The sequence below is a fragment of the Acinetobacter sp. BZX-2 genome (genome assembly GCF_055179795.1).
The window spans coordinates 2,178,540-2,203,970 of record NZ_CM143686.1; the positions used below are offsets into that span (position 1 = coordinate 2,178,540).

The window sequence follows — 25,431 nt, forward strand, 5'->3', positions numbered from 1 at the left end:
CTAGTCAAACATATTGATCTGTAGAGTGTTTTTGTTGTGCCGTTGTTTTGGGTAGTAATAACACTCAAACTCCTCTACAGGAAATCCTTCGATAAAACTCATTATATTCGGCTGTTTCAGCGACAGCCATTCTTCTAAACGGTGTTGTGGTATCACCACGATGGAACGCTTATCCGTTCTTGGTTCATGAAACTCTTTCATCATTTCGTGATGATGAGCATCCATACTCAGCATCGTTGCTGAACGTACAACTTCACCACTTTTCAATCGGGTAATTTCATACAGCGCTGCAATATAGAATGCTTGACCATCTTTACGCCTGACTGCCCAACGCTGTGGTTTACCATTGATATATTTTGATTCATAAAATTCACTTACAGGAATCACACCAAACTGACATTTAGCAAATGCTTCGCTAAAGCTTGGTTTTTCCATGACTGTTTCATTGCGAGCATTGTAGGTACGCTTAGCAACCTCCTTATCCTCTGCCCACTTCGGGATTAAACCAAAGTTTACTAAACGCCACTCTATTCCTTGGTTGGATTTGAAGAGCAATGGTGTTTGAAAGCTTGGAAATATTTCCTCTTCATATGCGAAAGGGATCATTGGCAAACGGAGTTGCTCAACTTGTATCAAATTAATCGGTTTAAAATTGGCACACATACAATTAAATAATTTTTTGTTTTCAGCTTTATCAAAGTGATACTAAAAATGGAGGCAAATCTACATTTACCTCCATTTAAATCAACCAAAAATCTTTTTCACTTTAGCACTTAAACCATGGAAAAACTTATGCTTCGCATTGGCTTTTTCGCTAGTGAGGAAGTTAATTTGAATCGACTGACGTTGCCCTTCATAAGGAATATAACCATGCCAACCATTATCTGTCACTTTAAAAGCAACCAATGAGCCGGGGCCCGCATTGATTTCCGCAACATAATTATTAATGTCTTTATCATCATTTAAAATACGTAAACGGCCATTAGGCGCATCCCACGATTCATTTAAATAAATAAGAATGGTTAATAGCTTACTTTTAGAGTCGCTATGAATACGACCATCTTTTTGACGTGAATAACCACGCAATGTAATCATCATTGGATGCTCCATCACATTCACATCAAACTTATCTGTCAAAATTTGGCGAAATTCAGGTGTATCTAATGATTTTAAGAATCGGTCAAAATTTGGCTTAATTTCAACATCTTCAATATTAAAACTTCCGCCTTGCTCAATCTTTGGAAATTCCTGAATTACAGATTGTACTTCGCTATCTGCTATTGCATTTTCAACGACAAAAAAAGGATATGGCGTGCTAGAAACTTCAGCATTTTTCAATGCATCTAATTTAAGAATTGATGACATTTATAATTCAACTTAAAGATTGATTCTTTTAAATTGTAGCAGAGATTTATGATTGTTTGAGTAATCTTACTGCTCTCACTACATAAATTCCATGACCGCAAACTAGTGCGCTCTAGTTTTATTAAAATACGATTGACTGGACGTGACTAAAAACAAAAAAACCTCCGAAGAGGCTTTTTTGACTTTATACCGCAGTGAAATTAATCACCTGTATAACCTTTTAACTTCAAACGTGAAGCATGCAATAATGGCTCAGTATAACCCGATGGTTGCTCACCACCTTTGAATACGAGGTCATATGCTGCTTTATACGCATAACCATCGAAACTTGGTGCCATTGGTGTATAAAGCGGATCGCTCGCATTTTGTTCGTCTACGATTTTCGCCATACGTTGCATAACTTCTTCAACTTGCTCTTTGCTTACGATACCGTGACGCAACCAGTTCGCAACGTGTTGTGAAGAAATACGTAAAGTTGCACGGTCTTCCATCAAACCAACGTTGTTAATATCTGGAACTTTCGAACAACCTACACCGAGATCAACCCAACGAACCACATAACCTAAAATACCTTGAAGGTTATTTTCAAGCTCTTTGGTTTTTTCTTCGTCAGTCCAATTTGTATCTGTTGCTAAAGGTGGCGTTAACAAATCATCAAGTGTCAATGCTTCAGTTTTCAACAATTCTTGTTGACGAGCTGATACGTTGCAATGGTGATAATGGATTGCATGAATTACAGCACCCGATGGTGATGGAACCCAAGCACAGCTCGCGCCCGCTTCTGGATGTTCACTCTTCGTTTTATACATGTCTAAAAGCATATCTGGTTTTGGCCACATGCCTTTACCAATTTGCGCTTTGCCACGTAAACCCGCTTGAAGACCGATCATAACGTTACGGTTTTCGTATGCTGGGAACCAAGTTTGAGACTTCACTTCGCCTTTACGAACGAATGGGCCTGCTTCCATAAATGTATGGATTTCATCACCAGTACGGTCCATGAAACCAGTATTGATGAAAATAGTACGGTCTTTTGCTTGAGCGATACAGTTTTTCAAGTTTACAGATGTACGACGTTCTTCATCCATAATACCGATTTTTAACGTTTTCGCAGGTAAGCCCAATGCTTGCTCAGCACGTTCAAATAATTCAACAGCAAATGCAACTTCTTCAGGACCATGCATTTTTGGCTTCACGATGTACATAGAACCTTTACGAGAGTTCTTGTTTTCGTTTTCGCCTTTAATATCTGCAAAAGACAATAATGGCGTGATCAACGCATCCATAATACCTTCGTAGATTTCAGCACCATCTACAAGGATCGCTGGATTCGTCATTAAATGACCAACGTTACGAAGAAGCATTAAAGAACGACCATGAAGTGTCGTTTCACCACCGATCAAGTTTTTATGCGTACGGTCTTTGTTCAATGTACGAGTAACAGTCTTGCCGTTTTTCTCGATAGATTCTTCCAAAGTACCTTTCATTAGACCTAACCAGTTACGGTAGCCTTCAACTTTTTCTTCTGCATCTACAGCAGCAATCGAATCTTCTAAATCTTGAATCGTTGTCAAAGCAGCTTCAAGAACTAAATCTTTAACACCAGCAGCATCTGTTTTACCAATTGGGCTATTCGCATCAATTTCGATAATAACGTGTAAGCCATTATTTAATAAAACGATTTCTGTTGGAGCTGACGCTTCACCATTAAAACCAACAAATTGTGCTTCTTTTGCTAAAGTCGATGTTGAACCATCTTTTAAGGTTGCAACAAGCTTTTTGCCTTCTACAGCATATTTAGTCACATCTGCATGCGCGCCAGTTGCTAATGGGAATGTTTCATTTAAGAAGTTTTTAGCAAATGCAACTACTTTATCGCCACGAACTGGGTTATAGCCTTTACCTTTTTCTGCGCCACCTTCTTCGGAGATCACATCAAAACCGTAAAGCGCGTCATAGAGTGAGCCCCAACGTGCATTTGCAGCATTTAAGCAGTAACGTGCATTACGCACAGGTACCACCAATTGCGCACCAGCCAATAATGCGATTTCTTCATCTACATTTTCTGTGCTGATGTGGAAATCTTCTACTTCTGGTACTAAGTAGCCAATTTCTTTAAGAAAAGCTTTATAAGCTTCTAGCTCAAATTTATTATTACGGTGCCATTCATCAATTTTAGCCTGAATGTCATCACGCTTAGCTAAAAGCGCTTTATTCTTAGGGCTAAGATCGACAACAACTTGCTCAAAGTTTTTCCAGTAAGTTTCACTGTCTAAACCAGAACCTGGTAGTGCTTCATTTTCGATGAAATCGTAAAGTTCTTTAGCAATCGCTAACTTGCCTTTCTGAATACGTGCAGTCATTGTCTTTCCTGATATTGCTACTTTTTATAACAAGAGTTTCTAGTATACCGATTTAAACCATGCTGAATAGTATTATCACATTGCTAAATAGTGATCATTTTAATTTAAATAAATGCGAGCATTCATTTTAAAAATAATGATTAAAAATGAGACAATATCATCAACTTGGATCGCTTTTTACAGTGTATAAAGTTTTTTAAATGTCGAAATTAGACTAAAGTGCCGAATAAGTGCTAATTGATCCATTTTTTAAATACACTTTATTTCCTCGTGCAAAGATTAAGCCACGAATACAACGAAATGTCGATAAAGCAAACTGACAATTATGTTTAAAATTATTGTCTTTTCTTGAATCAAAAAAAGCACTCATTTGAGTGCTTCCCTGCGCTAAATAACGTCGATTATTCAGCTTGTGATTCACCCGAATCTTTAATTAAACGATGTTCAGACTGCAAATACTCATCTGATTGCATTTCAAGTAGACGCGAACGAGTTCTCTCGATTTCAAAGGCCAGTTTCTCACCTTCATAGATTTTAATAATTGAATCTTCTGAGGTTAACAATAACTTCACACCACGGTCATAAAACTCATCGACTAAGTAAATAAAACGACGTGTTCCTTCTGAAAGTGTATCGGTTAAATGCGGAACATTACTCACCAAAACCGTATTATAAATATTGGCAATCTCAATAAAATCAGAAGGACTGCGTGGTTTCATACACAGTTCCCTAAATTCACACCACAACACATCTTCTGTATGTCCGATGGTTTCAACAACACGATTATTGATCTGAATCGGTTCTTCTGAAATAACTTGCGAACTGGTAAGCGCATTGAAACGTTTCGCCATCCAGACTTTATTATCATCACTTAATGGTGTTTTAAATAATTGGGCTTGTTTGAGTACACGCAACCGATAGTCCACACCTGCATCGACATTCAAAACCACGCAATGCGTATTGACCATTTCAATGGTGGGTAGAAAACGATCACGGTGAATACCATTCTTATATAAACCATCAGGTGCAATATTCGATGTTGCAATTAAAGTAATTCCACGCGTAAATAACTTTTGAAATAAGTCACTCAGGATCATGGCATCGGTTACATTAGATACAAAAAACTCATCAAAACAAATCACTACAGCTTCTTTGTAAATTTGATCTGCCACTAGATCCAATGGATTACGTTGTCCTGCAAGTTTATTCAATTCTTTATGTACATATTGCATAAAGTGGTGAAAATGCATGCGGGTTTTACGGCGAAACGGTATCGACTCGTAAAACTGATCCATCAACCATGTTTTACCACGCCCTACACCGCCCCACATATAGACACCACGTGGTGCAGTTTGGCGTCTAAAACGACGGAACGCTTTTTTCGAAGCTTTATACCGATTAATCAATTCTTGCCATACACGCTCCAACTCATGCACTGCATGTGCTTGCGCATCATCGGGTAAAAATTGCCCAGAAGATAAAGCTTTAGCGTAACGTTCTGCGGGTGATACGGGAGAAAATGCAGTATTGTTGGTTGAATTTTGATCTAACATATGGCTAAGGTACTTTTAATGGCTAGGGAGATTATATCGAATATTCATTTTTGATAAATAAAACTTTGGCATAATCTAGGTTAAATAATAAATCATCTTTTTCATACAATTTTTTCATACAATCATGGTTAGGCTATTTACCGTATTGCCTTGGGCTTTGCCCAAACCACCGTTTAAAGGCATGATTAAATGCGGCAGGTTCGGAATATCCCAACAACTCCGCAATCACTTCAATTGAATATTCTTTATATTCAATCAATCGCAAAGCTTTATGTTTTATAAGCTGCTCTCGAATTTGCTTATAACTGGTATTCAATTGTTGAAGCTGATGTCGTAATGTACGTTCTGGTAAATTTAAAGCTTGTGCAACCGCTGCCATTGAAGGAATAACGCCTTGTTGTAACTCTAAATAATCATTTACACGTTGAATTAAGGCAGGTACTTTTTCTTCTTCTGCATTTAACCGTGCCAGTTCTTCAACACATTTTACTTCATAAACCCGATGTGTAATCGGGTCTGCAGAAGGTATTTTAAGTTGCATCACATCGTGATTCAGCCAGAATGCGGCTTTGTCACAGCCAAAATGCAAGTCTGAACCATAATAGTCTTGGTATTGTTTTAACATTTCCGCATTTTGGGGTTGTGCAAAAGGTAACTCTATTCGAACACTTGGCGCAGTCAGCCCCATCATTTTATAAATATCATCTAAAAATTTATGCGTACCCGATATTTCACATTGCGCTCTTAATAGACCCATTTCTGAATCTAAATCAATTGGTTGATAAGTTAAAGCAATTTGATGTTCACTATTTTCAATACCCAATACACCATATAAATAGGTTAAACCTTGATATTGAATGCCTTTTTGAATGGCTTCATAAACAGTATTACAAGTCACTAACAGCATTAATAAAGGGCCATAACCTGCAAGAGAATAATGTTTACCAATGAATAATCCTGTTTCAGGCGCTACATCTTTACCAATAACTTTTAAAATATCCCACTCAAGACTTGGATGAATAATTGAACTTGGATCTAAAGCGTCCGCTTTGATGCCGATACTCTCAAGTCGTGAATTCACATCTATTCCTGCATTACGCATACCGTGAATTAAGTACATCAAGCCGAGTATTGATCGTTTCATCTTGTCTTCAAATATCGATTACAACAACTTTTTACTATAAAGAGCACGTTTTGGAAATTGCCGAATATATCAATATTCATGTCAAGGCAATCATTATTCTAAATGTGTATTTCAATTAATCTATGCAAAATTAAAGCATGCTGAGTTTATAACAATGGGCACAACGCAAACAACAACTGCACAGATTCAAAGCACTCAAGTCGCAATTATAGGATCAGGTTTTGGGGGATTAGCCACAGCTATACGTTTAATCCAAGCCAATATCCATGATTTTATTATTTTAGAAAAAGCCAACGATGTCGGTGGAACTTGGCGTGAAAATCAATACCCAGGTGCAGCTTGTGATGTGCAATCTCACATGTACTCTCTTTCTTTTGCGCCAAAACTAGATTGGTCAAAACGCTATGCTGAAGCGCCTGAAATTTTTGATTATATTCAAGATTTAATCCAAGAATACCGCTTAAAGCAATATATTCAGTTTAATCAAGAAGTCGTCACTGCACGCTATGATGAAGATGATTTAATTTGGCATTTGACCTTAAAAAATGGGCAACAAATCAATGCTCAATTTGTTATTTTTGCCTCTGGTCCATTGCATGTCCCACAAATTCCTAAAATCAAAGGCATTGAAAAATTCAAAGGTGAAGTTTTTCACTCCTCACAATGGAACCATCAATATAATTTAAAAGATAAAAATGTGGCTTCTATCGGCACGGGTGGCAGTGCAATTCAGTACATCCCTGAAATTGCAGATAAAGTAAAAAATCTTTATGTATTACAGCGAACTGCTGCTTGGGTCATTCCACGTGATGAACGTAGTTATAATACTTTTGATAAGAAATTATTTAATCGTTTTGATTGGTTTAGAAAAATACATCGTGCCCGCCTTTATTGGTCAAATGAGTCACGAGTTGTCCCAATCGTACAACCGCAAATCATGAAATATGGTCAAAAACTCGCAGAAGCATTTATTAAATTCCAAGTGAAAGATAAAAATATCGCGCAAAAACTTACTCCGGACTACGTCATGGGCTGTAAACGTATTTTGATTTCAAATAAATACTACCCTACTTTTAATCGTAAAAATGTTGAATTGCTTACTGATGCAATTCAAGAATTGACTGAAAATAGTATTATCTTTAAAAATGGTGAAGAACGCGCTATCGACTGCCTCATCTACGGTACAGGCTTTATCACCGACCCACGTATCTACCTAAAATCATTTGAATGTTATGGTGAAAATGGACTTGAACTTAAAGAAGCGTGGAAAGATGGTGCTGAAAGTTATTTAGGCATCAGCACCAAAGGTTTCCCAAATTTATTTCAATTACTTGGGCCAAATACAGTTTTAGGGCATAACTCTGTAATTTTTATGATTGAATCACAAGTGAATTACATTTTACAACTTATGCAAATGGTCAATAAAACCTCAACTCAAGCCATTGCTGTCAAACCTGAAGTTCAAGACCAATACAATGCGCATGTGCAACACATGCTAGAAGGAACAGTTTGGCAATCGGGCTGCGTGAGTTGGTACCAGCAAGATGGAGGCAAAAACTTTGCGCTTTGGCCAACCTATACTTGGAAATATTGGTTAAAGACACGTAAAGTTAATCCTGCCGATTTTCAATTACTTGGCAATCAACAAATCCAGCATAAAACATCCCGCGTAGCATAAACTTTGTCTATAATATGTAGGTATTTTCATATCTACATATTTTTATGCAATCTCTCTGGCTGATTTTTCAACTGTTGTTCTGCTTATTTATTGGTTTCATGTTGGCGAGACGTTTGCCGCAATGGCTAGAAAAAATTGCTTTTAAAATCCTGCCTTATTTCACCTATATTCTGTTAATTGCAATTGCGATTGAGTTTTCTCAAACCATTCATAGCCTTGCTAACCCGTCTATCATCCTAAGCAATGCCATCATCATTTCAATTGCGACTTCTATTGGCGCATTTTTATGTTGTTACCTGCTATTTAGAGGCATAGGTTACCAACCGTCTCAAGGTAAGGTTTCTGTAGCATTACTCACGAAATCTTTATTGAATATTAGTTATGCATTTCTAGCACTTGCAGCAGGTTACGGGCTTGCTGAGTTATTTAACTTATTTCACTATACTTTACATATCAGTACTTGGAATTTATTACTGATTTTTATGTTCTTGATTGGTCTGGATCTGGCTTATTCACCACTTGATCGTTCATGGCTCAATTGGAAAATTTTACTTGTACCTATCGCCTGTATTATTGGTTCAGTGCTTGGTGCAATCTTGGTTTCTTTTTTTATTCATAGCATCAGTCTTAAAGACTTGATTATGCTGTCACAAGGCTATGGTTTCTACTCTATGACAGGTATTGTCGTTACAGAATTGAAGAATGCCCAATTAGGCAGCATTGCTTTAATGAATGATTTATTTAGAGAAATTTTTGCGATTGTATTTATGTATTTAATCGGTTGGCGCTACCCTCGCTCAGCCATTTCTTCGGCAGGTGCAACAGCGATGGATGTCACCTTACCGATGGTTAAACAAGCCTGTGGTAATGAGTTTATTCCACATGCAATGGTCAGCGGTTTTGTACTTTCAGTACTCGCTCCTATTGCCGTCAGTATTTTAGCTGCATTATAGGACGCTTTTTCGTCATTTTTTGATTTTTAAGCTTTAAAATAGTTAAGCTTAAAATCTAAAACGTAACTTAATCAAAAAATGAGTGACAAAAAAATAGGGTAAATTACCCTATTTTTCATTTTAAATAAAATTATCTATTCAAAAATAAATATATATAAATTATAAGCTTGCTAAAATATCTTTCAACATTTGACTTGGATGTGCAGATTGCGTAATTGGACGACCAATCACCAAATGTGTAGAACCATCAAGCATAGCTTGTTTAGGTGTCACAATACGCTTTTGATCATCGGCATTAGCGCCCTCAGGACGAATACCAGGAGTCACTAAAGCAAAATCTTGACCTAAATCTTGACGTAGCATTTTTGCTTCTTGTGCAGAACATACGACACCATCTAAACCACTGTCTTGGGTCAATTTTGCCAAACGCTTTACCTGTTCAAAAGGTTCTACATCTAAACCTAAATCACGTAAATCTTCACGCCCCATTGAGGTTAAAACGGTCACTGCAATGAGTTGTGTCTTATAATTTCCAGCTTTTAAACGTTCAGCGCAGGTTTCCATCATTTTACGGCCACCTGATGCATGTACATTCACCATCCATACACCCAAGTCTGCCGCAGCACATACCGCTTGAGCCGTCGTGTTTGGAATATCATGAAATTTTAAATCGAGAAAAACTTCAAAACCTTTGTCATGTAAGGCTTTAACAACAGTAGGACCTTCATGCGTAAACAGTTCTTTGCCGACTTTTACACGGCAGAGTGATGGGTCAAGTTGATCCGCAATTGCTAATGCGTCATATTGGCTTTTAGCATCCAAGGCAACAATGATACTCAAGAGTCTACTTCCATCACACAAAAAGATGGCACATTATAAAGTTTTTCAAGGCGGGTACAAAGGTTTCTACAGAAGTTTCAAGCATTTTATCGCTAAATTTAGATTAACAATAAAATTCAAGTGAATATGATCTATTTTTGTAGATTTAAAATTCTGACTATTCAGGCTCAATCTTGAAACAAGGTATTATCTTTTGCTCAGGTTTACACTTCATTACTTAGAATAATTACTCTAAATATTTTTGTAATATATAATAAGGCCAATGAACGTTTAATCTATTTAAACTCATTTCATTTTGAAACATGATGAGATGAATAAATTATAAGCTAGAAATTATTTTCAATATATTGCCCTTCTATTTTCTTCTAAATCAGCAATGATTTTATTTAAAATACCTTAAATAACAGTTAAGTATATTTTAAATAATATTCAATTTTAAATTATTCCGTGATTAAATTGGCAAAAGGTGACACTTTTTGTCATTCCCTTGGAAATATATTTTAAAATGTATAATCACATAAAATATATTAAAAATTATAACTATATGTTTGTAATTACTAGATTATTTTTTCTTACAATTCGACATTAGCACAATTAACTTAGGATATAAACTAGCTTATTTACAAAAAAAGTGATTTTTATCACAATATTTATTGCCATTCGTCAGAAAAAACTTATATTAGGCATGAAATGTTTAGCTTTAAACAGAAATATTCCTTGTTAGAAATATGTGAATCAAGGAACTGTTCAATTATTTTTGAGAGAATCTCCATGAAAAAATTTCAATTAGGCTTAGCGGTAATCAGCTTAGGTTTAGCATCTTCTACTGTTTTCGCCGCGGCTGATGGAACTGTTACAATTACAGGAAAGGTTGTAGATCAAACTTGTAATGTTGGTGGTGCATCAGGCAATTATACTGTTGCTTTACCAACAGTTCTTGCATCAACATTACCTGCGAATGCAACAGCTGGTGATACTAAATTTACGATTAATTTAACCAACTGCCCTATTGGCAATGTTGGCGTATATTATGACAATACACATGCAAATATTACTGCAACAGGTCATTTAAAAAATACGATTGCAACCCCTACTGGTTCGAATGTAGAAGTTCAATTATTAAATTCTGCAAAAACTGCGATTGATCTAACTAAAGATCGTACTGGTCAAAACCTTTTAACAACAAATGTTGCAACTGCAAATGGTAGTGCAAATATTGATTTCTTTGCTCGTTATTTCGCACCTGCTGCTGCAACAAAAGGTGATGTAAATACAGCTGTAACTTATTATGTTGTTTATCCATAATAAAATTGTACTTTCAAAACATGCATAAGTCTGCTAAATAGCAGACTTATGCTTTCTACAAGGATTTGAAATGAACAAAAGACTCATCACTTCATCATTGTTGATACTCTCTAGCTTATTCTCCACTGTTCAAGCAGGTGTCGTGATTACAGGTACACGTGTGATTTATCCAAGTGATAAAGAATTTGTATCGGTACAGTTAAGCAATGTCGGTGACAAAGTTGCCTTAGTTCAGTCTTGGGTAGATACCAAAGATTCCACAGCAGATCCAACAACCACCAAAGCTCCATTTATTGTCACTCCCCCTATTACCACAATCGATGCCAATAAAGGGCAATCCTTACGTGTTATTTTCAATCAAAAAGAAAAACTTGCGACAGATAGAGAAAGTTTATTTTGGTTGAATGTTCTTGATATACCTGCTAAACCTGAAGCCGATGTGAATTATTTACAATTCGCAATTCGTAGCCGCTTAAAACTTTTTTATCGCCCAACGGGTCTTAAAATCGAACAGCAACAAGCTTTTGAAAAGGTTCAAGTACAGCGTACAGGTGATCGCTTAGAAATCAATAATCCGACGCCATACTACATAAATTTTGGTAAATCTAATTTGGTTTTAAAAAATAGTAATACGCATGAAATTACATCACTGACTTATATAGAACCTTTTGCAAAACAGCAAATTAATCTTGATCATTTAGAGAATGCTAAATCGATACAGCTTTCTTTTATCAATGATTATGGTTCACTATTTACTATAGAAAAGACTTTTTAATACCTTTTAATACTACGCAATTGGAGATCGTTTTTTGAAACATTTAAAACTTAGATATAGTGCTTTAGCGCTAAGCTTATATCTTTGTCATCAAAATGTTGTTGCGCAATCTCCTCAATTTGATAATAGTTTCTTATACGGCCAAAACAGTAAAAATATCGATGTCGAAAAATTAATTTCGAGCGATAAAGTTGCTCCCAATGATTATATTCTCGATCTTTATTTAAACGATCGCTATATCACGCGTTCTGTTGTACATATTACGGATGATCCTAACGACCCTCAAAAGCAGCGTTATTGTATTCCTAGAAATACGGTCAAGCAGTTAGATTTTAATACCAAATTGATTGATTTAGATAAAGTCACATCTGACTGTATCGACACTCGTCTAATGAATCATGTGGTTTTTTGGAAGCTTAATATTGCAGAACAACGCGTCAACATTACCAGCCCTCAAAATATGCTCAATGAAAGACCTTTAGGCTACATCGATCCATCATTATGGGAAAATGGCGGCAATAGCGGTTTTTTAAAATATTACTACAACTATTACAATTCTGATTATGGTCAGGATAATCAACAAGACTCTAGTTTTTTAAATCTTAATGCTGGAATTAACTTAGGTGAATGGCAATTCCGCCACTCAGGCAGTACCAGTTTTAGCAATGAAAATAATACTGAACAATATGTAAGCTATGAAAATAAACTCTTGCGTGTTTTACCCAGTATCAAATCACAACTGACACTTGGTGATTTTTATACCAATACTAAAACAATCAACAGTAATTCAAGTTTTGCTGTTCGTGGTGTGCAAATTGCGAGTGATGACCGCATGTTGCCAGTCTCTCTACAAAGTTATGCACCCAATATTACTGGCTATGCTAAAGGCAATGCCCTCGTTCGCGTTCGTCAAAATCAACAGATTATCCTAGAACGCACAGTACCTGCTGGTGCATTTAATATTACAGATCTACAAACACCGGGGACAGGCGGGACATTAAGTGTGGATGTGATCGAAGCCAATGGTGAAATTCATAGCTTTGACTTACCCTATAACAGCTATATACAAACCATCCGTGCCAATCAATTCAGGTACCAGCTTGCTTTAGGAAGTTTTCGCCAAAACGATAAAGCTTATGATGAACAGCTAATCAATGCATCTTTTGATTATGGTTTAAATAACTTTATGTCACTGAGCAGCGCGGGACTTATCAGCAAACATTATCAATCGTTTATTTTAGGCACAGCCTTAAATACTCAGATCGGTGGTTTTGCACTTGAAGGAAATTATGTAAAAGCTGATTTTAATGAATCCAATCAAAATTTGGATAGCTTTCTTATTAATATGCGCTACAACCTTGCACTAAATGCAGCAAAAACCAATATTAGTTTAAATAGTTCATATTATAACAATGATCAATATTATTCATTTGATGAGGTCATGCAAAGTCGTTATACACATAATAATGCATTCTCAATTGCACTGAATGGTCGCCCAAAAACTTCAAATTATATCCAATTGACACAAAACTTGGGTCAAACTTATGGCGCATTATCAGTCAATTACTCGCAATATAAATTCTGGCATACAGAGAATGAACAAAAATCATTACAGCTTAGCTATAGCAATAACTATAAAGGCATCAGTTATTACTTCGGCTTACAACGTATCGAAAATGACCAATATAAATCCGACAAAGATACTCAATACTTTTTAAATGTAAACATTCCACTTTCATTTAAAAAGCAAAATAGTAATCTTCGATTAAGCAGTGAACTCTACCCAGATAATAATGCACTCAATACCAATCAAATTGGATTATTTGGTAGTTTGGGCGAAAATCAACAGCTCGGCTACAATATAAATTATTCCAATAGCAAAGACACCGACTTATTGAGTGGCTCATTAAGTTATAAAACCAGCCCTGTCTATTTGGCATCGACGTATACCACAGATTTTGATCAACAACGCCAATACTCTGTTCAGGCGCAAGGGGCGATCGTGGCTCACCGCCATGGTATTACTTTAAGCAATGATCTAAATGATACTTATGCCATTATTCATGCAAAAGGGCTGGAAGGTATTAGTTTATTAAGTGGTAACAATATCAAAGTTGATCGTTGGGGAAATGCGATTTTACCTTACTTAAATCCATATCAATACAATAGTATTGCCTTAAACCCAAATACGATTCCTTTAAATACAGAAGTGAATGCGACAGAACTACAGGTCATACCAAAATCCAATGCCAGTATTTTAGTCGATTTTAAAGCACTGAAAAGCAATAAAGCATTAATTGAGCTCATACATAATGATTCAGTCATTCCAATGGGTGCTCAAGTGCTAAATGCATCAAATCATGTAATTGCTACCGTTGGACAAGGGCAACAAATTTTTATTTCTAGCCTTAATGCAGAAACCTATAGCATAAACTGGAATAATTCAAATGCTTGCCAATTTAACATTTCAGAGGAAATGCTAAAACAAAGTCAAAATCAAATTCCTTTTGCTAGTTTTAGCGCAGTATGCAAATAAAATCATTGGAGCGGCAGAATGTTGAAATATAAATTTTTATTTGCCTTACTTACCCTACCTGCGAGTTATTCTGCATTTGCAAATTGTAGTGTAGGAGGTAATTTTACAAATGGCTATACAATGCCAACAATGGCTGTGACGACCACCAATATCAATAAATATGAAACCAACTCTATTTTATCCAATACATCTTCACGAGGCGTAGCAACTGCGGATTCGACGATTTTTAATGTCTATTCTCCTTGTACCGTAGGGATCAATCGAACTGTTTTTGGTACTCTTTTAGGTAATAATGTTACACCTTTTAATTCAGATATTTACCGATTGAATGCTTATCCAGCACTTGGCATAAAAGTTGAAATGGGTGATGCACCTGCAGACAAGCCTTTAACAATCATTGGTACAACAGAAACTGCTATTTACTCCTATGCTGGTGATTCACATGGCGTAAAGCTAAGAGTCACTCTTTATGTTTTACCAAAAACAGCAGCAATGACGTCATATCCAACTTCAATCAATCTAAATAATTTAAGAATAGCCACGATTAGTTTAAAAAGAGTCAGTGGTGGCGCTCAAGCAGGTAATCCTATTCCAGTTTACTTGAATGCAACTGTAAATATCTCTGAAACCACTTGCACGCTTAGTCCTACCGATTATACGATCAACCTCCCTGATGTAAGCATTCGTCAATTAGGTTTACCTGGAAGTGAAACTTCACTGAGTAATAATACTGCAACGTTGAGTATTAATTGTGCCAACTTAAATAATGGTGGTGGTCGTGAAATAAAAGCTTATATGACTGATACACTCAATCAAGCCAATGCAAGCAATGTTTTACAAAATCAAACTGGTACAGGTTATGCTACAGGCGTGGGAATACGCCTACGTGATAAGAGTAATAATATTATTAGTTTAGATCCGAACCAGTCCGAAACAACAAATAAATGGACTTTTGGAAATATGAATACATCTACAATTATTCAGCACATTATTAAAGCCAATTACGTCAGAACCAACAATAACGTCACACCTGGAACTGTTCGTGCACAAGCTTATCTCAATATTGTTTATGACTAATTTATGATTTTATTTATAAAGCACTCTGAATAAAAAAGTATCTATTTTTCAGCTGTATAAAAACAAAAACTCCTTATTTTGACCAATAAGGAGTTTTTTGTTAGCACAGCGATTAAAGAGGATTAGAGTTTTTATCTTGAGCGTGTATATCTAATACCGTCTTTTCATGACGCACACTTGCAGCGGCTTCTGCTGCTGCCAATTGTGCAGTCTGAATTTGCTCTTTACGCAAATGATCAATATCTTTACGTAAGCGTCGAATTTCCCAGTTAGTTTGAAAAACACGGAAAACTTGAACACCAATCAGCAATCCTAGAACAATACCAATCGCCAAGGTCAGCAAAAGCAACAAACCTAAGCGCATAGCAGGAACTTGAGTAAACCATAAGTCTACAGGTAATTCAGTACCATTGATCAACACCAATGCTAATGAATAAACAAACACCGCTACCAATAGTAGCCCTAAGATAAAACGCATAATTACCCCATTCGAATTTTTTATTAGTTGGCAGATTCGTTTACTGCGTCACGTAGCGCCTTACCAGGTTTAAAGTGTGGCACAGCTTTTGCTGCAACTTCTACTGATTTACCTGTTTTCGGGTTACGACCGACACGTGGTTCACGGTGATGTAATGCAAAGCTACCAAACCCACGGATTTCAATTCGATCATCCGAAGATAATGATGCTATCATCTGGTCAATCATGATCTTAACAGCTTCTTCCACTAAAGGCTCTGCTAAATGTGGATTCTTAAGAGCAATTCTTTCTATTAAGTCAGACTTATTAAGTGCTTCAGTTGTCATTTATGACCTCATTAATTTTAATGCTAATTGACATACACTAGATAATATCCTTTTTAAATACAAAAAGGTAGCGCAGTAATCATATACTACGCTACCTTTTACAGTAATTGAATAAAAAATATTAATTAATTACATTAAATAATACTTCTTAACAATAACTTAGTGGTTCATTTGCGCTTTGATCAAGTCACCAATCGTCTTAGGACCATTTTCTTGACCATTTGCAGTTGTTTTCAAGTTAGCAACTGCTTCTTTCTCTTCAGCTTCGTCTTTCGCTTTAATCGACAAGTTGATAGAACGTGATTTACGATCTACATTGATGATTTTAGCTTCAACTTCTTGGCCAACTTCTAAGAATTTAGTTGCATCTTCAACGCGATCACGGTTGATTTCAGATGCTTTCAAAGAAGCTTCAACTTCGTCAGCTAACTTAACAGTAGCGCCTTTAGCGTCAACTGCAGTTACTGTACCTTTAACCAACGCACCGCGTTCGTTAGCAGCTAAGAAGTCATTGAACGGATCGTTGTTCAATTGCTTGATACCAAGGCTGATACGGTTACCTTCAGCATCTACAGATAAGATAACTGCTTCAACTGTGTCACCTTTCTTGTAACGACGAATCGCATCTTCGCCTTGTTCGTTCCAAGAAATATCAGACAAGTGAACTAGACCATCGATACCGCCTGGTAAACCGATGAAGATACCGAAGTCAGTGATTGACTTGATCGTACCAGAAACTTTTTCACCTTTGTCGTGTGACTTAGAGAATTCTTCCCATGGGTTCGCACGAGTTTGTTTGATACCAAGAGAAATACGACGACGCTCTTCATCAACTTCAAGAACCATAACATCAACTTCGTCACCGATCTGAACAACTTTAGATGGGTGGATGTTTTTATTAGTGTGATCCATTTCTGAAACGTGTACTAAGCCTTCAACGCCTTCAGCGATTTCAGCAAAACAACCGTAGTCAGTTAAGTTCGTTACACGCGCTTTAACGATAGAACCTTTAGGGTAACGGTTCATGATCGCTAACCAAGGATCTTCGCCTAATTGCTTAAGACCTAGAGATACACGGTTACGTTCTTTGTCAAATTTAAGTACTTTAACAGTAACTTCTTGACCCACTTCAACAACTTCTGAAGGGTGTTTGATGCGTTTCCAAGCCATATCTGTGATATGTAGAAGACCATCAATACCGCCAAGGTCAACGAATGCGCCGTAATCAGTAAGGTTCTTAATCGTACCTGTAACTGTTTGACCTTCTTCAAGTTGAGAAAGTAATGCTTCACGGTCAGCTGAAGATTCAGCTTCCATAACAGCACGACGAGATACAACAACGTTGTTACGTTTAGCATCAAGTTTGATTACTTTGAACTCTAACTCTTTACCTTCAAGGTGAGTCGTGTCACGGATAGGACGAGTATCTACCAATGAACCTGGTAAGAATGCACGAACTGGACCGATGTCAACAGTGAAACCGCCTTTAACCTTACCAGAAATAACACCAGTAACGATTTCGCCGTCTTCAAAGATTTTTTCAAGCTTAGTCCAAGTTTCAGCACGTTTCGCTTTTTCACGTGATAAAACTGTTTGACCCATACCGTTGTCAAGCGCTTCAACAACAACATCAACAGTATCGCCAACTTGAACTTCAAGTTCACGTTGTTCGTTTAAGAATTCAGCACGTGATACAACGCCTTCAGATTTAAGGCCAGTATCTACAGTTACCCAGTCAGAATCGATACTAACAACGATACCTTGGATGACTGCACCCTTTTCAACGTTGAGGTTTAATTCGCTTTCTTCAAAGAGGGCTGCAAAAGATTCGGTCATGATATACCTAGTAAAGTCAGCGGTCTTGGATCAGACAAGGCCGGTTTAGTTAAACATCCACATAATCCATATAAACTGATCAAGTTATGCTTCTGTTAATATTTGGTTAAATATTCGTTAGTTAGCTAATTTCGAGTCGACATAATCAGTCATTAACTGAAATACTTCATCAATATCCAAATTTGAACTATCAATGATATACGCATCAGTTGCTGGCTTGAGTGGAGCGACTGTGCGCTCCATATCTCGCTTATCTCGAGCTTGTATATTTGCTAAAATGTCGCTTATTTTAACATCCAGCCCCATAGCCTGCAACTGTTTTACTCGACGCTCAGCACGGGACTCAGCAGAAGCTGTCAAATAAATCTTCACTTGAGCTTGTGGGAAAATAGCTGTTGCCATATCTCGACCATCTGCAACCAAGCCCGGCGCTTGTGCAAATGCGTATTGACGATCGACCAAAGCCGCTCTAAGTGCAGGAATTGCAGCAACTTTTGAGGCAAACTCACCCACTCGTTCTGTACGAATTGTTTGAGTCACATCTTCACCATCAAGCAAGATTTGAGTGCCAGATTCTGAGCTTTTAAAGACAATATCTAAATTTGTTGTAATTGTAACGCTTTGTTGAAGTGTATCTTCATCATCCAAAGCATCCAAAAAACCTTTTTGATGTAATGACAATCCGAGCAATCGATATAACGCACCTGAATCAAGTAAATGAAATTGATAGTGCGCTGCAAGTTTGGCAGCAAGTGTCCCCTTGCCCGAACCACTAGGACCGTCGATCGTGATAATTTGAATTGTCATTGTATTCCCAATTAAACAAAAGATTTTGCGAGTTTCTTAAAACCAAGTGTAATCGCAAGTTTGAGCTGTGCAAGTATTAATTTACTTACAAATGGTGGACGTGCTTGTAATTCAATCGTATAGTTAACCAATGTTTTATTTGGAGAAATTTCACTAAACTCAATCATACCAATATGATGTTTAATCAGCGGATTATTGATCAATTTGTATTCAATACGCTTATTTACATCAAGCAATGTAATCTGCTCTTGAACAGGTTTAATCGGACCAAAACCCATTCGGCGAATTGAACCCAAACCATCAGGACGCTCAGGGTCTGCTGAGTCCTTTACACGTACAACTTGTACAGGTGCAAATGCAATATTATAAGTTGAGTGTTTTGAAAGTAATTCGAACACTTGCGCTACAGGTGCATCAAACGCTTGTTTCACTTGAATTGAGTTCATTTTATTCGCCTTTGCTCTATTTGCTTTTGAATGACATATTTAAAAAAATAGTTTTGACAATGATTATTGTCACTAAAAATCAGCATCATTCTAAATTATTTCTATCACTCATTTAATGACTTTTGTTGTAATTTTAGTTGTCTTTTTTGCTCACGGCGCATTTTAAAAAAGTCTGAAAGCTGCAATGAGCATTGCTCATGTAAGCATCCACCGTCAAATTTAAAAACATGATTATAGTATCCTGATTCCAACAACTGCCGGCTACTCACCAGTGAACCCGCCTTAGGTTCAGTCGCACCAAAAACTACACGCTGAACACGTGAATGAATTAATGCACCTACACACATCGTACAAGGCTCTAAGGTTACATAGAGTGTCGCATCTTCAGGAAGACGATAGTTTTGAATAGTTTGGCATGCATCTCGCAACGCCTGAATTTCAGCATGTGCTGTTGGATCATGTTGAGATATTGGATGATTATATCCTCGGCCAATGATTTGACCTTGACTCACGATCACCGCACCGACAGGAATCTCACCTATAGAAGCAGCGAATGCAGCTTGCTCGAAAGCTTGCTGCATCCATTGTTCATCAATGATGTGTTGTTGAATTTCTTCAGACATAACCGCTTAAATTACGCCATATTGACGTAATAATGCATTCCAACTCTCAATCGTAGTGACAGGTGGATTTTTGGCAAGGATTCCCGCCAATGTCATTGATTCCACTTGCTCCCATTCAGGAGATAAGTCTTTATCGACCAAACGAGCACGGACACCTTCAACAAAATCAGGATGGCGTATTTTCCAGTCAGAAATTTGCTTTTCTAACTCATAGACTTCCGCCCAAGCATGTACTTGACGCCCCCATTGCCATAACAACCATGTGATTGCTGCTGTACTTGGAGAACCTTTTTGCAAGTTTTCACTGGCTTGACGTAACCAATCACTACGCGCATCACTCAAACCAATGATTGCTTCATAGTCCTGTTGGAAATTTACACCACGGCAAACACTATGAATCACATCCAATGAGTTTTGTAACGGTCCAGGAGAAACAGGACGGTGCAAACTATTTAAAGTATCATCGATCGCACGGAAGTCTCCTGCTGGATAATGATCCCAATCGATATCAACAAGTTTTTGCAACACCACATCACGTTGCGTATCACAAATATGCGTCGCCCAACCAATTCCATAACCACCTGCTGCAGTCATGATTGAACCCGTTAAGCCAGTAAATAAACCAATTTGACCACGATCTGCTAAGAAGCGTGTCGCGCCAACATCTGGGTATAAACCAATATTCACTTCAGGCATTGCTAAGCGAGAGTACGGTGTCACTAAACGGAATGGCGCTGCCATAAACAAACCAAGCCCACCACCCATCACATAACCTTCACCCCACACCACAATCGGCTTAGCATAGTTATGTAATAACAAATCAAGTGCGTATTCTGTTTCAAAAAAGCGATTGGCAGCTTCAACCTCATTATTGATGACCAATTGACGAAGCTTACGAACATCACCACCTGCACAAAAAGCTTTTGGTGTTGTTGAATCTAACCAAATCGCTTTCACAGCATCATCATGGTGAAAATCTTCAAACAACTTCAAGAGCGCTGCAACAATTGACTCGTCAAGTGCGTGCAGAGATTTTGGGCGGTTTAAACGAATAATCCGCCATCCTTGTGCTGCTTCTTCAATAATCAGATCTGGGTGATAATCATTTGTTTCGGGAGAATTTGTCATGCGTCCAGCTGCCAGTCGATTGGCTCAATGCCATGTTGTTTCAGGTAATTATTTGTTTTAGAAAAAGCTTTACAACCAAAAAAACCACCACGATTTGCTGCCAATGGAGATGGGTGAGCAGCTTTTAATACAAGGTGTTTCGTTTGATCGATACGCTGTCCCTTTTTCTGAGCATAAGCACCCCAAAGGATAAATACGATATGCTCTCTGCGTTCGTTCAATACATCTATCACTTGATCGGTAAAATTTTCCCAACCTCGCTTTTGATGTGATGTCGGCTGTCCTGCCTCAACGGTCAGTACACTATTTAATAAAAGTACGCCTTGTTGTGCCCATTTGGTTAAATCACCATGTTTAGACACAGGTACAGCCAAATCCGTGTTCAATTCGTGAAAAATATTACGCAAAGATGGAGGTAGAGCCAATCCTTTCTGTACAGAAAAACTCAATCCATGCGCTTGATCTGGGCCATGATACGGATCTTGCCCCAAAATCACAACTTTGACATTGTACAAAGGTGTGATGTCAAAAGCATTGAAAATAAGCGAGCTTGGTGGATATATCAGCTTATTGGCATTCTTTTCTGCAATCAAAAAAGCTTTTAACTCATCCATTTGCGAACTGAGTAAAAAGTTTGCCAACCCCTCTTTCCAACTTTGATCTAATCGAACTTGATTTAATTTTGTTTGTTCGATTTCAGTCAATTGCATTTATCTTCATCCTAAATCTTTTATCAATGCGTAAAATAGTTTCTCTCTAAAACCATTCATTAAACTTTAACTTGTAAATCCACTTCAGGATTTTGGAATTGAATTCCTTGCTTTAATTTTTCATACATTTCAGGATCAGTCCATTCAGCTTGAACTTGTTCTGAAAATACGATTTGATCCAAACTCAACAAGCCCATTTGCGCATTTTCAATATCTTCTTGAAAGCTCTGCGCATAACCTGTATCTGTTTCATGCACAATGACTGAGTACACTTCTACATCACCTTCCCCGTTTTGGGTAATGGTTGATTTTAAAACTTCTTGAGCAAGAAAGAAAAACACTCTTGAAAATTGCTCTGCTGATGGGGAAACAGGTAAAGCAACCCAACGTGCGCTAAAAGTTTTACAGGCTTGGATATATTCTGCGTTATCGTCTTGCCAAAAACAGATTGCATGATCAAAACTGTCAAAAATTTCTTTGATTACACCTTTCAGCAAACCAAAGTCATAGACCATTTGACCATGATCAAGTTTCGAAGCTTTTAGCAATAACTCAACTTTATAGCTGTGCCCATGTATAGACCGTTTGCAACGATCCGAGGTGCAATTACGCACAATATGTGCATTTTCAAACTTGAATAACTTACGAATTAACATGTGCCAAATTTTACAAACAAAACTGTTTAGAATCTCGATTATAAAGCAAAAGTCACATGCTGAGCATTAAATTTACCGTTCAATGCAATAGGCAAAAGGTATTAAGTCCAAGAAAAATACATCATTCACGTTAATGATTTATTATTCCCTATACAACCAACCTTCCACCAACATTTATCAAGTTTTTGATTTGTTTTAAATATCTTGTCTAAAATGGCGCTAAACTGCGTGCATAAATAAACACTTGCCCTTTATCATTTCGCATCAAATCACTACTAAATTGACGCTTTCTGTTACTTAATAAAACGTCGATATGTGCTTTGAAATAATTGGATTTAACAGCAAAAATCTGTTCAGGGCTTTTCAATATTTCCGACTCTTTATCTTTTAAGCCGTCAAATGGTGGCATTTTTAATAGCTCACTCACGTTTGCAAAATACTCTAGCTTTGTTTGCCTCGCTTCCAACGCTGTTTTAACAGCATTTAGATCTAAGCTTTCATCCATGGCTGTCAGAACCATTGCAGGTGCAGTATTCACATTAATTTTTGTTGTAATATCAGGCAGTGCGGAAACATATTGCTCAATTAAATCAAAATTCTTTCCTTCGAAACCTCTTACCTGTTTTAATTCTTCAACATTGGCAAACTTACGATTTGCAGCCAAATATGGCTTTGTTAAACCTTGATAATAATTACTTTCAGCACCCATTGCACCGATAGTCTCTTCATCAGGATCTTGCCAATCAATCACTGATTGATACAAATCTGCAGGCAGCCCCACTCGAACCAACAGTTTAGAGAAATAAGCTTGAGCCACAGGATTAGGCTTATTTTCAGCATTTAACAAACTATTTAAATTAAACTTACCAGACTCATCAGTTAATTCTCCAGTCACATAACCATCTTCAACTGGAAATGCAGGCATCGGCTTTGCCCATGTTTCTTGTAAATAATCTGCTTCTTTACTGTTTTGACTGTCCTGTGCCAAGAGCTCTGCAAAAAAGGACTCAGCACTTTTTGCATAAAATACTGCCTGACTTTGGCGTTTTAAAAATGCTGTACTTTCATTGGTATAATTTTGTCTTTTTGCAATCGTTGCAGCAATAATAGTTGCCAATGCCACCATCACCAGTATGGTGATTAATGCAATTCCTTTTTGCTGCTTTATTTGCATAGCGATTTACCTAACGGTTTAAATACCTTAGCCTGCATTGCTAAGTGACCCAATGTTTTGAACATGCTTATATTTAAGAACTTTTATTTAAAAAATCAGTATTTAACAGATTAAAGATCCATTCATATTCCACATCTCGAATCATAACTTTAATTTTTAATCCAGCAGGTAGTTGATTGATATCATTTGCATTCTCACTTGGCCAACGCTCTAATTCATTTGGATTTAATACATCGATTTGAAACTGCTCTACATCAGTCAATAATACACTCGACAAGGGTTGCTCTGAGCGCACTCGATTAAGATTTGAATATTTTAAACGATATAATTTTTTTTCTTGTTGATTATAACTATATTCGACACGTTCGTAAGGTGATACACCTTGCTTAAGCGGGTCAGTGACACCAGCTTTACTAAACGATAAGCGCTGACGATCTAAGTACAATGCAGGTTCCATAGTGCCAGCATTGTTTGCTGTAACAGGGATCATTTGCAGTGTATCTCGCTGAATTTGTTGATAAGCACTTTGCAATTGACCTAAATTTTCTTCATGCATTGCATTGCGGTCTTTGACTTTGATCAAATAATCAAAAATTTTCCAGCCCAATGTAGAAAGTACCGCAAAAATCGCAATCGCTACCAATAGCTCGATTAAAGTAAAACCTGATCTTTTAGGTAAATATGAAGATTTTTTGTTATTTTGCATCTGTACTTTCACGATTGTTTTTCTTTAATAGGATAATTAAAAAACACCATATTGGTGATGCCCGCTTCGACTTTACCCGTATCATTATTAAAAAGACTGACTTGCACATCTATTTTTTGCACATCTGGGCTAATGGTCGCTTCCGCTGTTTTATCCACCTGCCACGTTTCGCCTTGTGCAGTAATCTGTTTAGAGGATGTTCCTGTTAACCATTCTTTATTAATGATCATTTGAGAAATTTCATTCTGTGCAACAAACTGTGCTTTGGTACGTAAAATTGAATTGGCTGTGGATTGTGTATATTGCATCGCTACTTTGGTTAGTGCCATTGCTGCAACTGCAAAGATTGCTAAAGCAACCACCACTTCAATCAAGGTAAAGCCTTTATTTTTCTTCATCTACTTTACCCAAATAATCAACACGTATTACATCACCCACAGGATTTTGATCATAATACATCTGAATGGTGACAGGTTTGGCTTCACCATTGCCAAACCAAATTAATTTAGGTGCATTATTTCCCAACAAATCAGTATTACTGGCATTTTCAAACTGATGATCTTCAGTTTCAATAACAAATGAAACATGATCAGGCAACGTTCTTTTTTGAAAATCCGTTACTTCTTTCCAAGGTTTATTTTCAACCACTTGAATTGAAGATCGTGCATCTGAACGCGTAGGAAGATACTCAACAATACCGTATTGTGCCGCAGTCACATCTGTTGCATTTTGAAAATCTAAAGCATAAATACGAGACTGATCACTGGATTCACGATTAATTTGTTTTAAATCAAGCAACAACATTTCACGTGCTTGCATTGCTTTACGTTGATCCAAACCATCGATATTGAGCACAATCAGCGATGCAATAATGCTGATAATCACAATAACAACCATCACCTCGATTAAGGTAAAACCTCGAACTGCATGAGATGACGGCAAAGACTTCATA

General features: G+C 37.1%; 25 protein-coding genes. 6 read left to right on the forward strand and 19 right to left on the reverse strand.

The features are described from left to right. The 5 genes from ACY45D_RS10295 to ACY45D_RS10315 form a co-directional block, all read right to left on the reverse strand. A complete protein-coding gene (locus ACY45D_RS10295; RefSeq protein WP_463106664.1) occupies positions 1 to 663 on the reverse strand; it encodes an SOS response-associated peptidase in 663 nt (220 codons plus the stop codon). 81 nt (positions 664 to 744) lie between these two features. Continuing rightward, positions 745 to 1,365 carry a 2OG-Fe(II) oxygenase gene (locus ACY45D_RS10300; RefSeq protein ID WP_463106665.1) on the reverse strand — a complete coding sequence of 207 codons (621 nt, stop codon included), beginning with the start codon at positions 1,363 to 1,365 and terminating at the stop codon, positions 745 to 747. Between the two features lie 200 nt (positions 1,366 to 1,565). Then, the gene (locus tag ACY45D_RS10305; protein ID WP_463106666.1) at positions 1,566 to 3,728 is read right to left on the reverse strand and encodes a malate synthase G; all 2,163 of its coding nucleotides are present in this window, start codon (positions 3,726 to 3,728) and stop codon (positions 1,566 to 1,568) included. Positions 3,729 to 4,129: 401 nt separating this feature from the next. Then, positions 4,130 to 5,281, reverse strand: a complete 1,152-nt coding sequence (gene zapE, locus ACY45D_RS10310) for a cell division protein ZapE (protein ID WP_463106667.1) — start codon at positions 5,279 to 5,281, stop codon at positions 4,130 to 4,132. Between the two features lie 133 nt (positions 5,282 to 5,414). Further along, positions 5,415 to 6,425 carry an AraC family transcriptional regulator gene (locus tag ACY45D_RS10315; protein ID WP_463106668.1) on the reverse strand — a complete coding sequence of 337 codons (1,011 nt, stop codon included), beginning with the start codon at positions 6,423 to 6,425 and terminating at the stop codon, positions 5,415 to 5,417. Between the two features lie 154 nt (positions 6,426 to 6,579). Between ACY45D_RS10315 and ACY45D_RS10320 the strand changes: the two genes are divergently transcribed. Beyond that, on the forward strand, positions 6,580 to 8,103 hold the full coding sequence (locus ACY45D_RS10320; protein ID WP_463106669.1) for a flavin-containing monooxygenase: 1,524 nt from the start codon (positions 6,580 to 6,582) through the stop codon (positions 8,101 to 8,103). A 44-nt stretch (positions 8,104 to 8,147) separates the two neighbouring features. Next, the gene (locus ACY45D_RS10325; protein WP_463106670.1) at positions 8,148 to 9,056 is read left to right on the forward strand and encodes a LysO family transporter; all 909 of its coding nucleotides are present in this window, start codon (positions 8,148 to 8,150) and stop codon (positions 9,054 to 9,056) included. A gap of 159 nt (positions 9,057 to 9,215) precedes the next feature. Here ACY45D_RS10325 and pyrF read toward each other — a convergent pair whose 3' ends face one another. After that, the gene (gene pyrF, locus ACY45D_RS10330) at positions 9,216 to 9,896 is read right to left on the reverse strand and encodes an orotidine-5'-phosphate decarboxylase (RefSeq protein ID WP_463106671.1); all 681 of its coding nucleotides are present in this window, start codon (positions 9,894 to 9,896) and stop codon (positions 9,216 to 9,218) included. A 771-nt stretch (positions 9,897 to 10,667) separates the two neighbouring features. On the opposite strand from pyrF, the gene ACY45D_RS10335 reads away from it, so the two are divergent. The 4 genes from ACY45D_RS10335 to ACY45D_RS10350 all read left to right on the forward strand — a co-directional run bounded on the left by ACY45D_RS10335 (position 10,668) and on the right by ACY45D_RS10350 (position 15,589). After that, positions 10,668 to 11,201: a fimbrial protein gene (locus tag ACY45D_RS10335; RefSeq protein ID WP_463106672.1), complete on the forward strand. Its 534-nt coding sequence runs from the start codon at positions 10,668 to 10,670 to the stop codon at positions 11,199 to 11,201. Positions 11,202 to 11,271: 70 nt separating this feature from the next. Then, the gene (locus ACY45D_RS10340) at positions 11,272 to 11,976 is read left to right on the forward strand and encodes a fimbrial biogenesis chaperone (protein ID WP_463106673.1); all 705 of its coding nucleotides are present in this window, start codon (positions 11,272 to 11,274) and stop codon (positions 11,974 to 11,976) included. Between the two features lie 34 nt (positions 11,977 to 12,010). After that, positions 12,011 to 14,512, forward strand: coding sequence for a fimbria/pilus outer membrane usher protein (locus tag ACY45D_RS10345; protein ID WP_463106674.1), 2,502 nt, complete (start codon positions 12,011 to 12,013; stop codon positions 14,510 to 14,512). Between the two features lie 18 nt (positions 14,513 to 14,530). Further along, positions 14,531 to 15,589 (forward strand): fimbrial protein, encoded by a 1,059-nt coding sequence (locus ACY45D_RS10350; protein WP_463106675.1) that lies wholly within the window; start codon positions 14,531 to 14,533, stop codon positions 15,587 to 15,589. Positions 15,590 to 15,701: 112 nt separating this feature from the next. Here ACY45D_RS10350 and ACY45D_RS10355 read toward each other — a convergent pair whose 3' ends face one another. The 13 genes from ACY45D_RS10355 to ACY45D_RS10415 form a co-directional block, all read right to left on the reverse strand. After that, positions 15,702 to 16,067, reverse strand: coding sequence for a lipopolysaccharide assembly protein LapA domain-containing protein (locus ACY45D_RS10355; protein ID WP_120382533.1), 366 nt, complete (start codon positions 16,065 to 16,067; stop codon positions 15,702 to 15,704). Between the two features lie 23 nt (positions 16,068 to 16,090). After that, positions 16,091 to 16,393, reverse strand: a complete 303-nt coding sequence (locus ACY45D_RS10360; protein WP_004720793.1) for an integration host factor subunit beta — start codon at positions 16,391 to 16,393, stop codon at positions 16,091 to 16,093. 159 nt (positions 16,394 to 16,552) lie between these two features. Next, the gene (gene rpsA, locus ACY45D_RS10365; protein ID WP_463106676.1) at positions 16,553 to 18,229 is read right to left on the reverse strand and encodes a 30S ribosomal protein S1; all 1,677 of its coding nucleotides are present in this window, start codon (positions 18,227 to 18,229) and stop codon (positions 16,553 to 16,555) included. 117 nt (positions 18,230 to 18,346) lie between these two features. Further along, positions 18,347 to 19,036: a (d)CMP kinase gene (gene cmk / locus ACY45D_RS10370; protein ID WP_463106677.1), complete on the reverse strand. Its 690-nt coding sequence runs from the start codon at positions 19,034 to 19,036 to the stop codon at positions 18,347 to 18,349. A gap of 11 nt (positions 19,037 to 19,047) precedes the next feature. Continuing rightward, a complete protein-coding gene (locus ACY45D_RS10375; RefSeq protein ID WP_463106678.1) occupies positions 19,048 to 19,482 on the reverse strand; it encodes an SRPBCC family protein in 435 nt (144 codons plus the stop codon). A gap of 104 nt (positions 19,483 to 19,586) precedes the next feature. Further along, the gene (tadA, locus tag ACY45D_RS10380; protein ID WP_463106679.1) at positions 19,587 to 20,105 is read right to left on the reverse strand and encodes a tRNA adenosine(34) deaminase TadA; all 519 of its coding nucleotides are present in this window, start codon (positions 20,103 to 20,105) and stop codon (positions 19,587 to 19,589) included. Positions 20,106 to 20,111: 6 nt separating this feature from the next. After that, a complete protein-coding gene (locus ACY45D_RS10385; protein WP_463106680.1) occupies positions 20,112 to 21,233 on the reverse strand; it encodes an enoyl-CoA hydratase/isomerase family protein in 1,122 nt (373 codons plus the stop codon). Next, complete coding sequence (gene ung / locus ACY45D_RS10390) at positions 21,230 to 21,943, reverse strand: uracil-DNA glycosylase (RefSeq protein WP_463106681.1); 714 nt, start codon at positions 21,941 to 21,943, stop codon at positions 21,230 to 21,232. The genes ACY45D_RS10385 and ung overlap by 4 nt, the downstream gene beginning before the upstream one ends. Before the next feature lie 59 nt (positions 21,944 to 22,002). Then, positions 22,003 to 22,599 carry a 6-pyruvoyl trahydropterin synthase family protein gene (locus ACY45D_RS10395; RefSeq protein WP_463106682.1) on the reverse strand — a complete coding sequence of 199 codons (597 nt, stop codon included), beginning with the start codon at positions 22,597 to 22,599 and terminating at the stop codon, positions 22,003 to 22,005. Positions 22,600 to 22,807: 208 nt separating this feature from the next. Next, a complete protein-coding gene (gspK, locus tag ACY45D_RS10400) occupies positions 22,808 to 23,773 on the reverse strand; it encodes a type II secretion system minor pseudopilin GspK (protein ID WP_463106683.1) in 966 nt (321 codons plus the stop codon). 73 nt (positions 23,774 to 23,846) lie between these two features. Then, a complete protein-coding gene (gspJ, locus tag ACY45D_RS10405; RefSeq protein WP_463106684.1) occupies positions 23,847 to 24,479 on the reverse strand; it encodes a type II secretion system minor pseudopilin GspJ in 633 nt (210 codons plus the stop codon). Between the two features lie 8 nt (positions 24,480 to 24,487). Next, on the reverse strand, positions 24,488 to 24,877 hold the full coding sequence (gspI, locus tag ACY45D_RS10410; protein WP_463106685.1) for a type II secretion system minor pseudopilin GspI: 390 nt from the start codon (positions 24,875 to 24,877) through the stop codon (positions 24,488 to 24,490). After that, positions 24,864 to 25,430, reverse strand: a complete 567-nt coding sequence (locus ACY45D_RS10415; protein WP_463106686.1) for a prepilin-type N-terminal cleavage/methylation domain-containing protein — start codon at positions 25,428 to 25,430, stop codon at positions 24,864 to 24,866. Before ACY45D_RS10415 ends, gspI begins: the two co-directional genes overlap by 14 nt. Position 25,431: the final 1 nt, after the last annotated feature.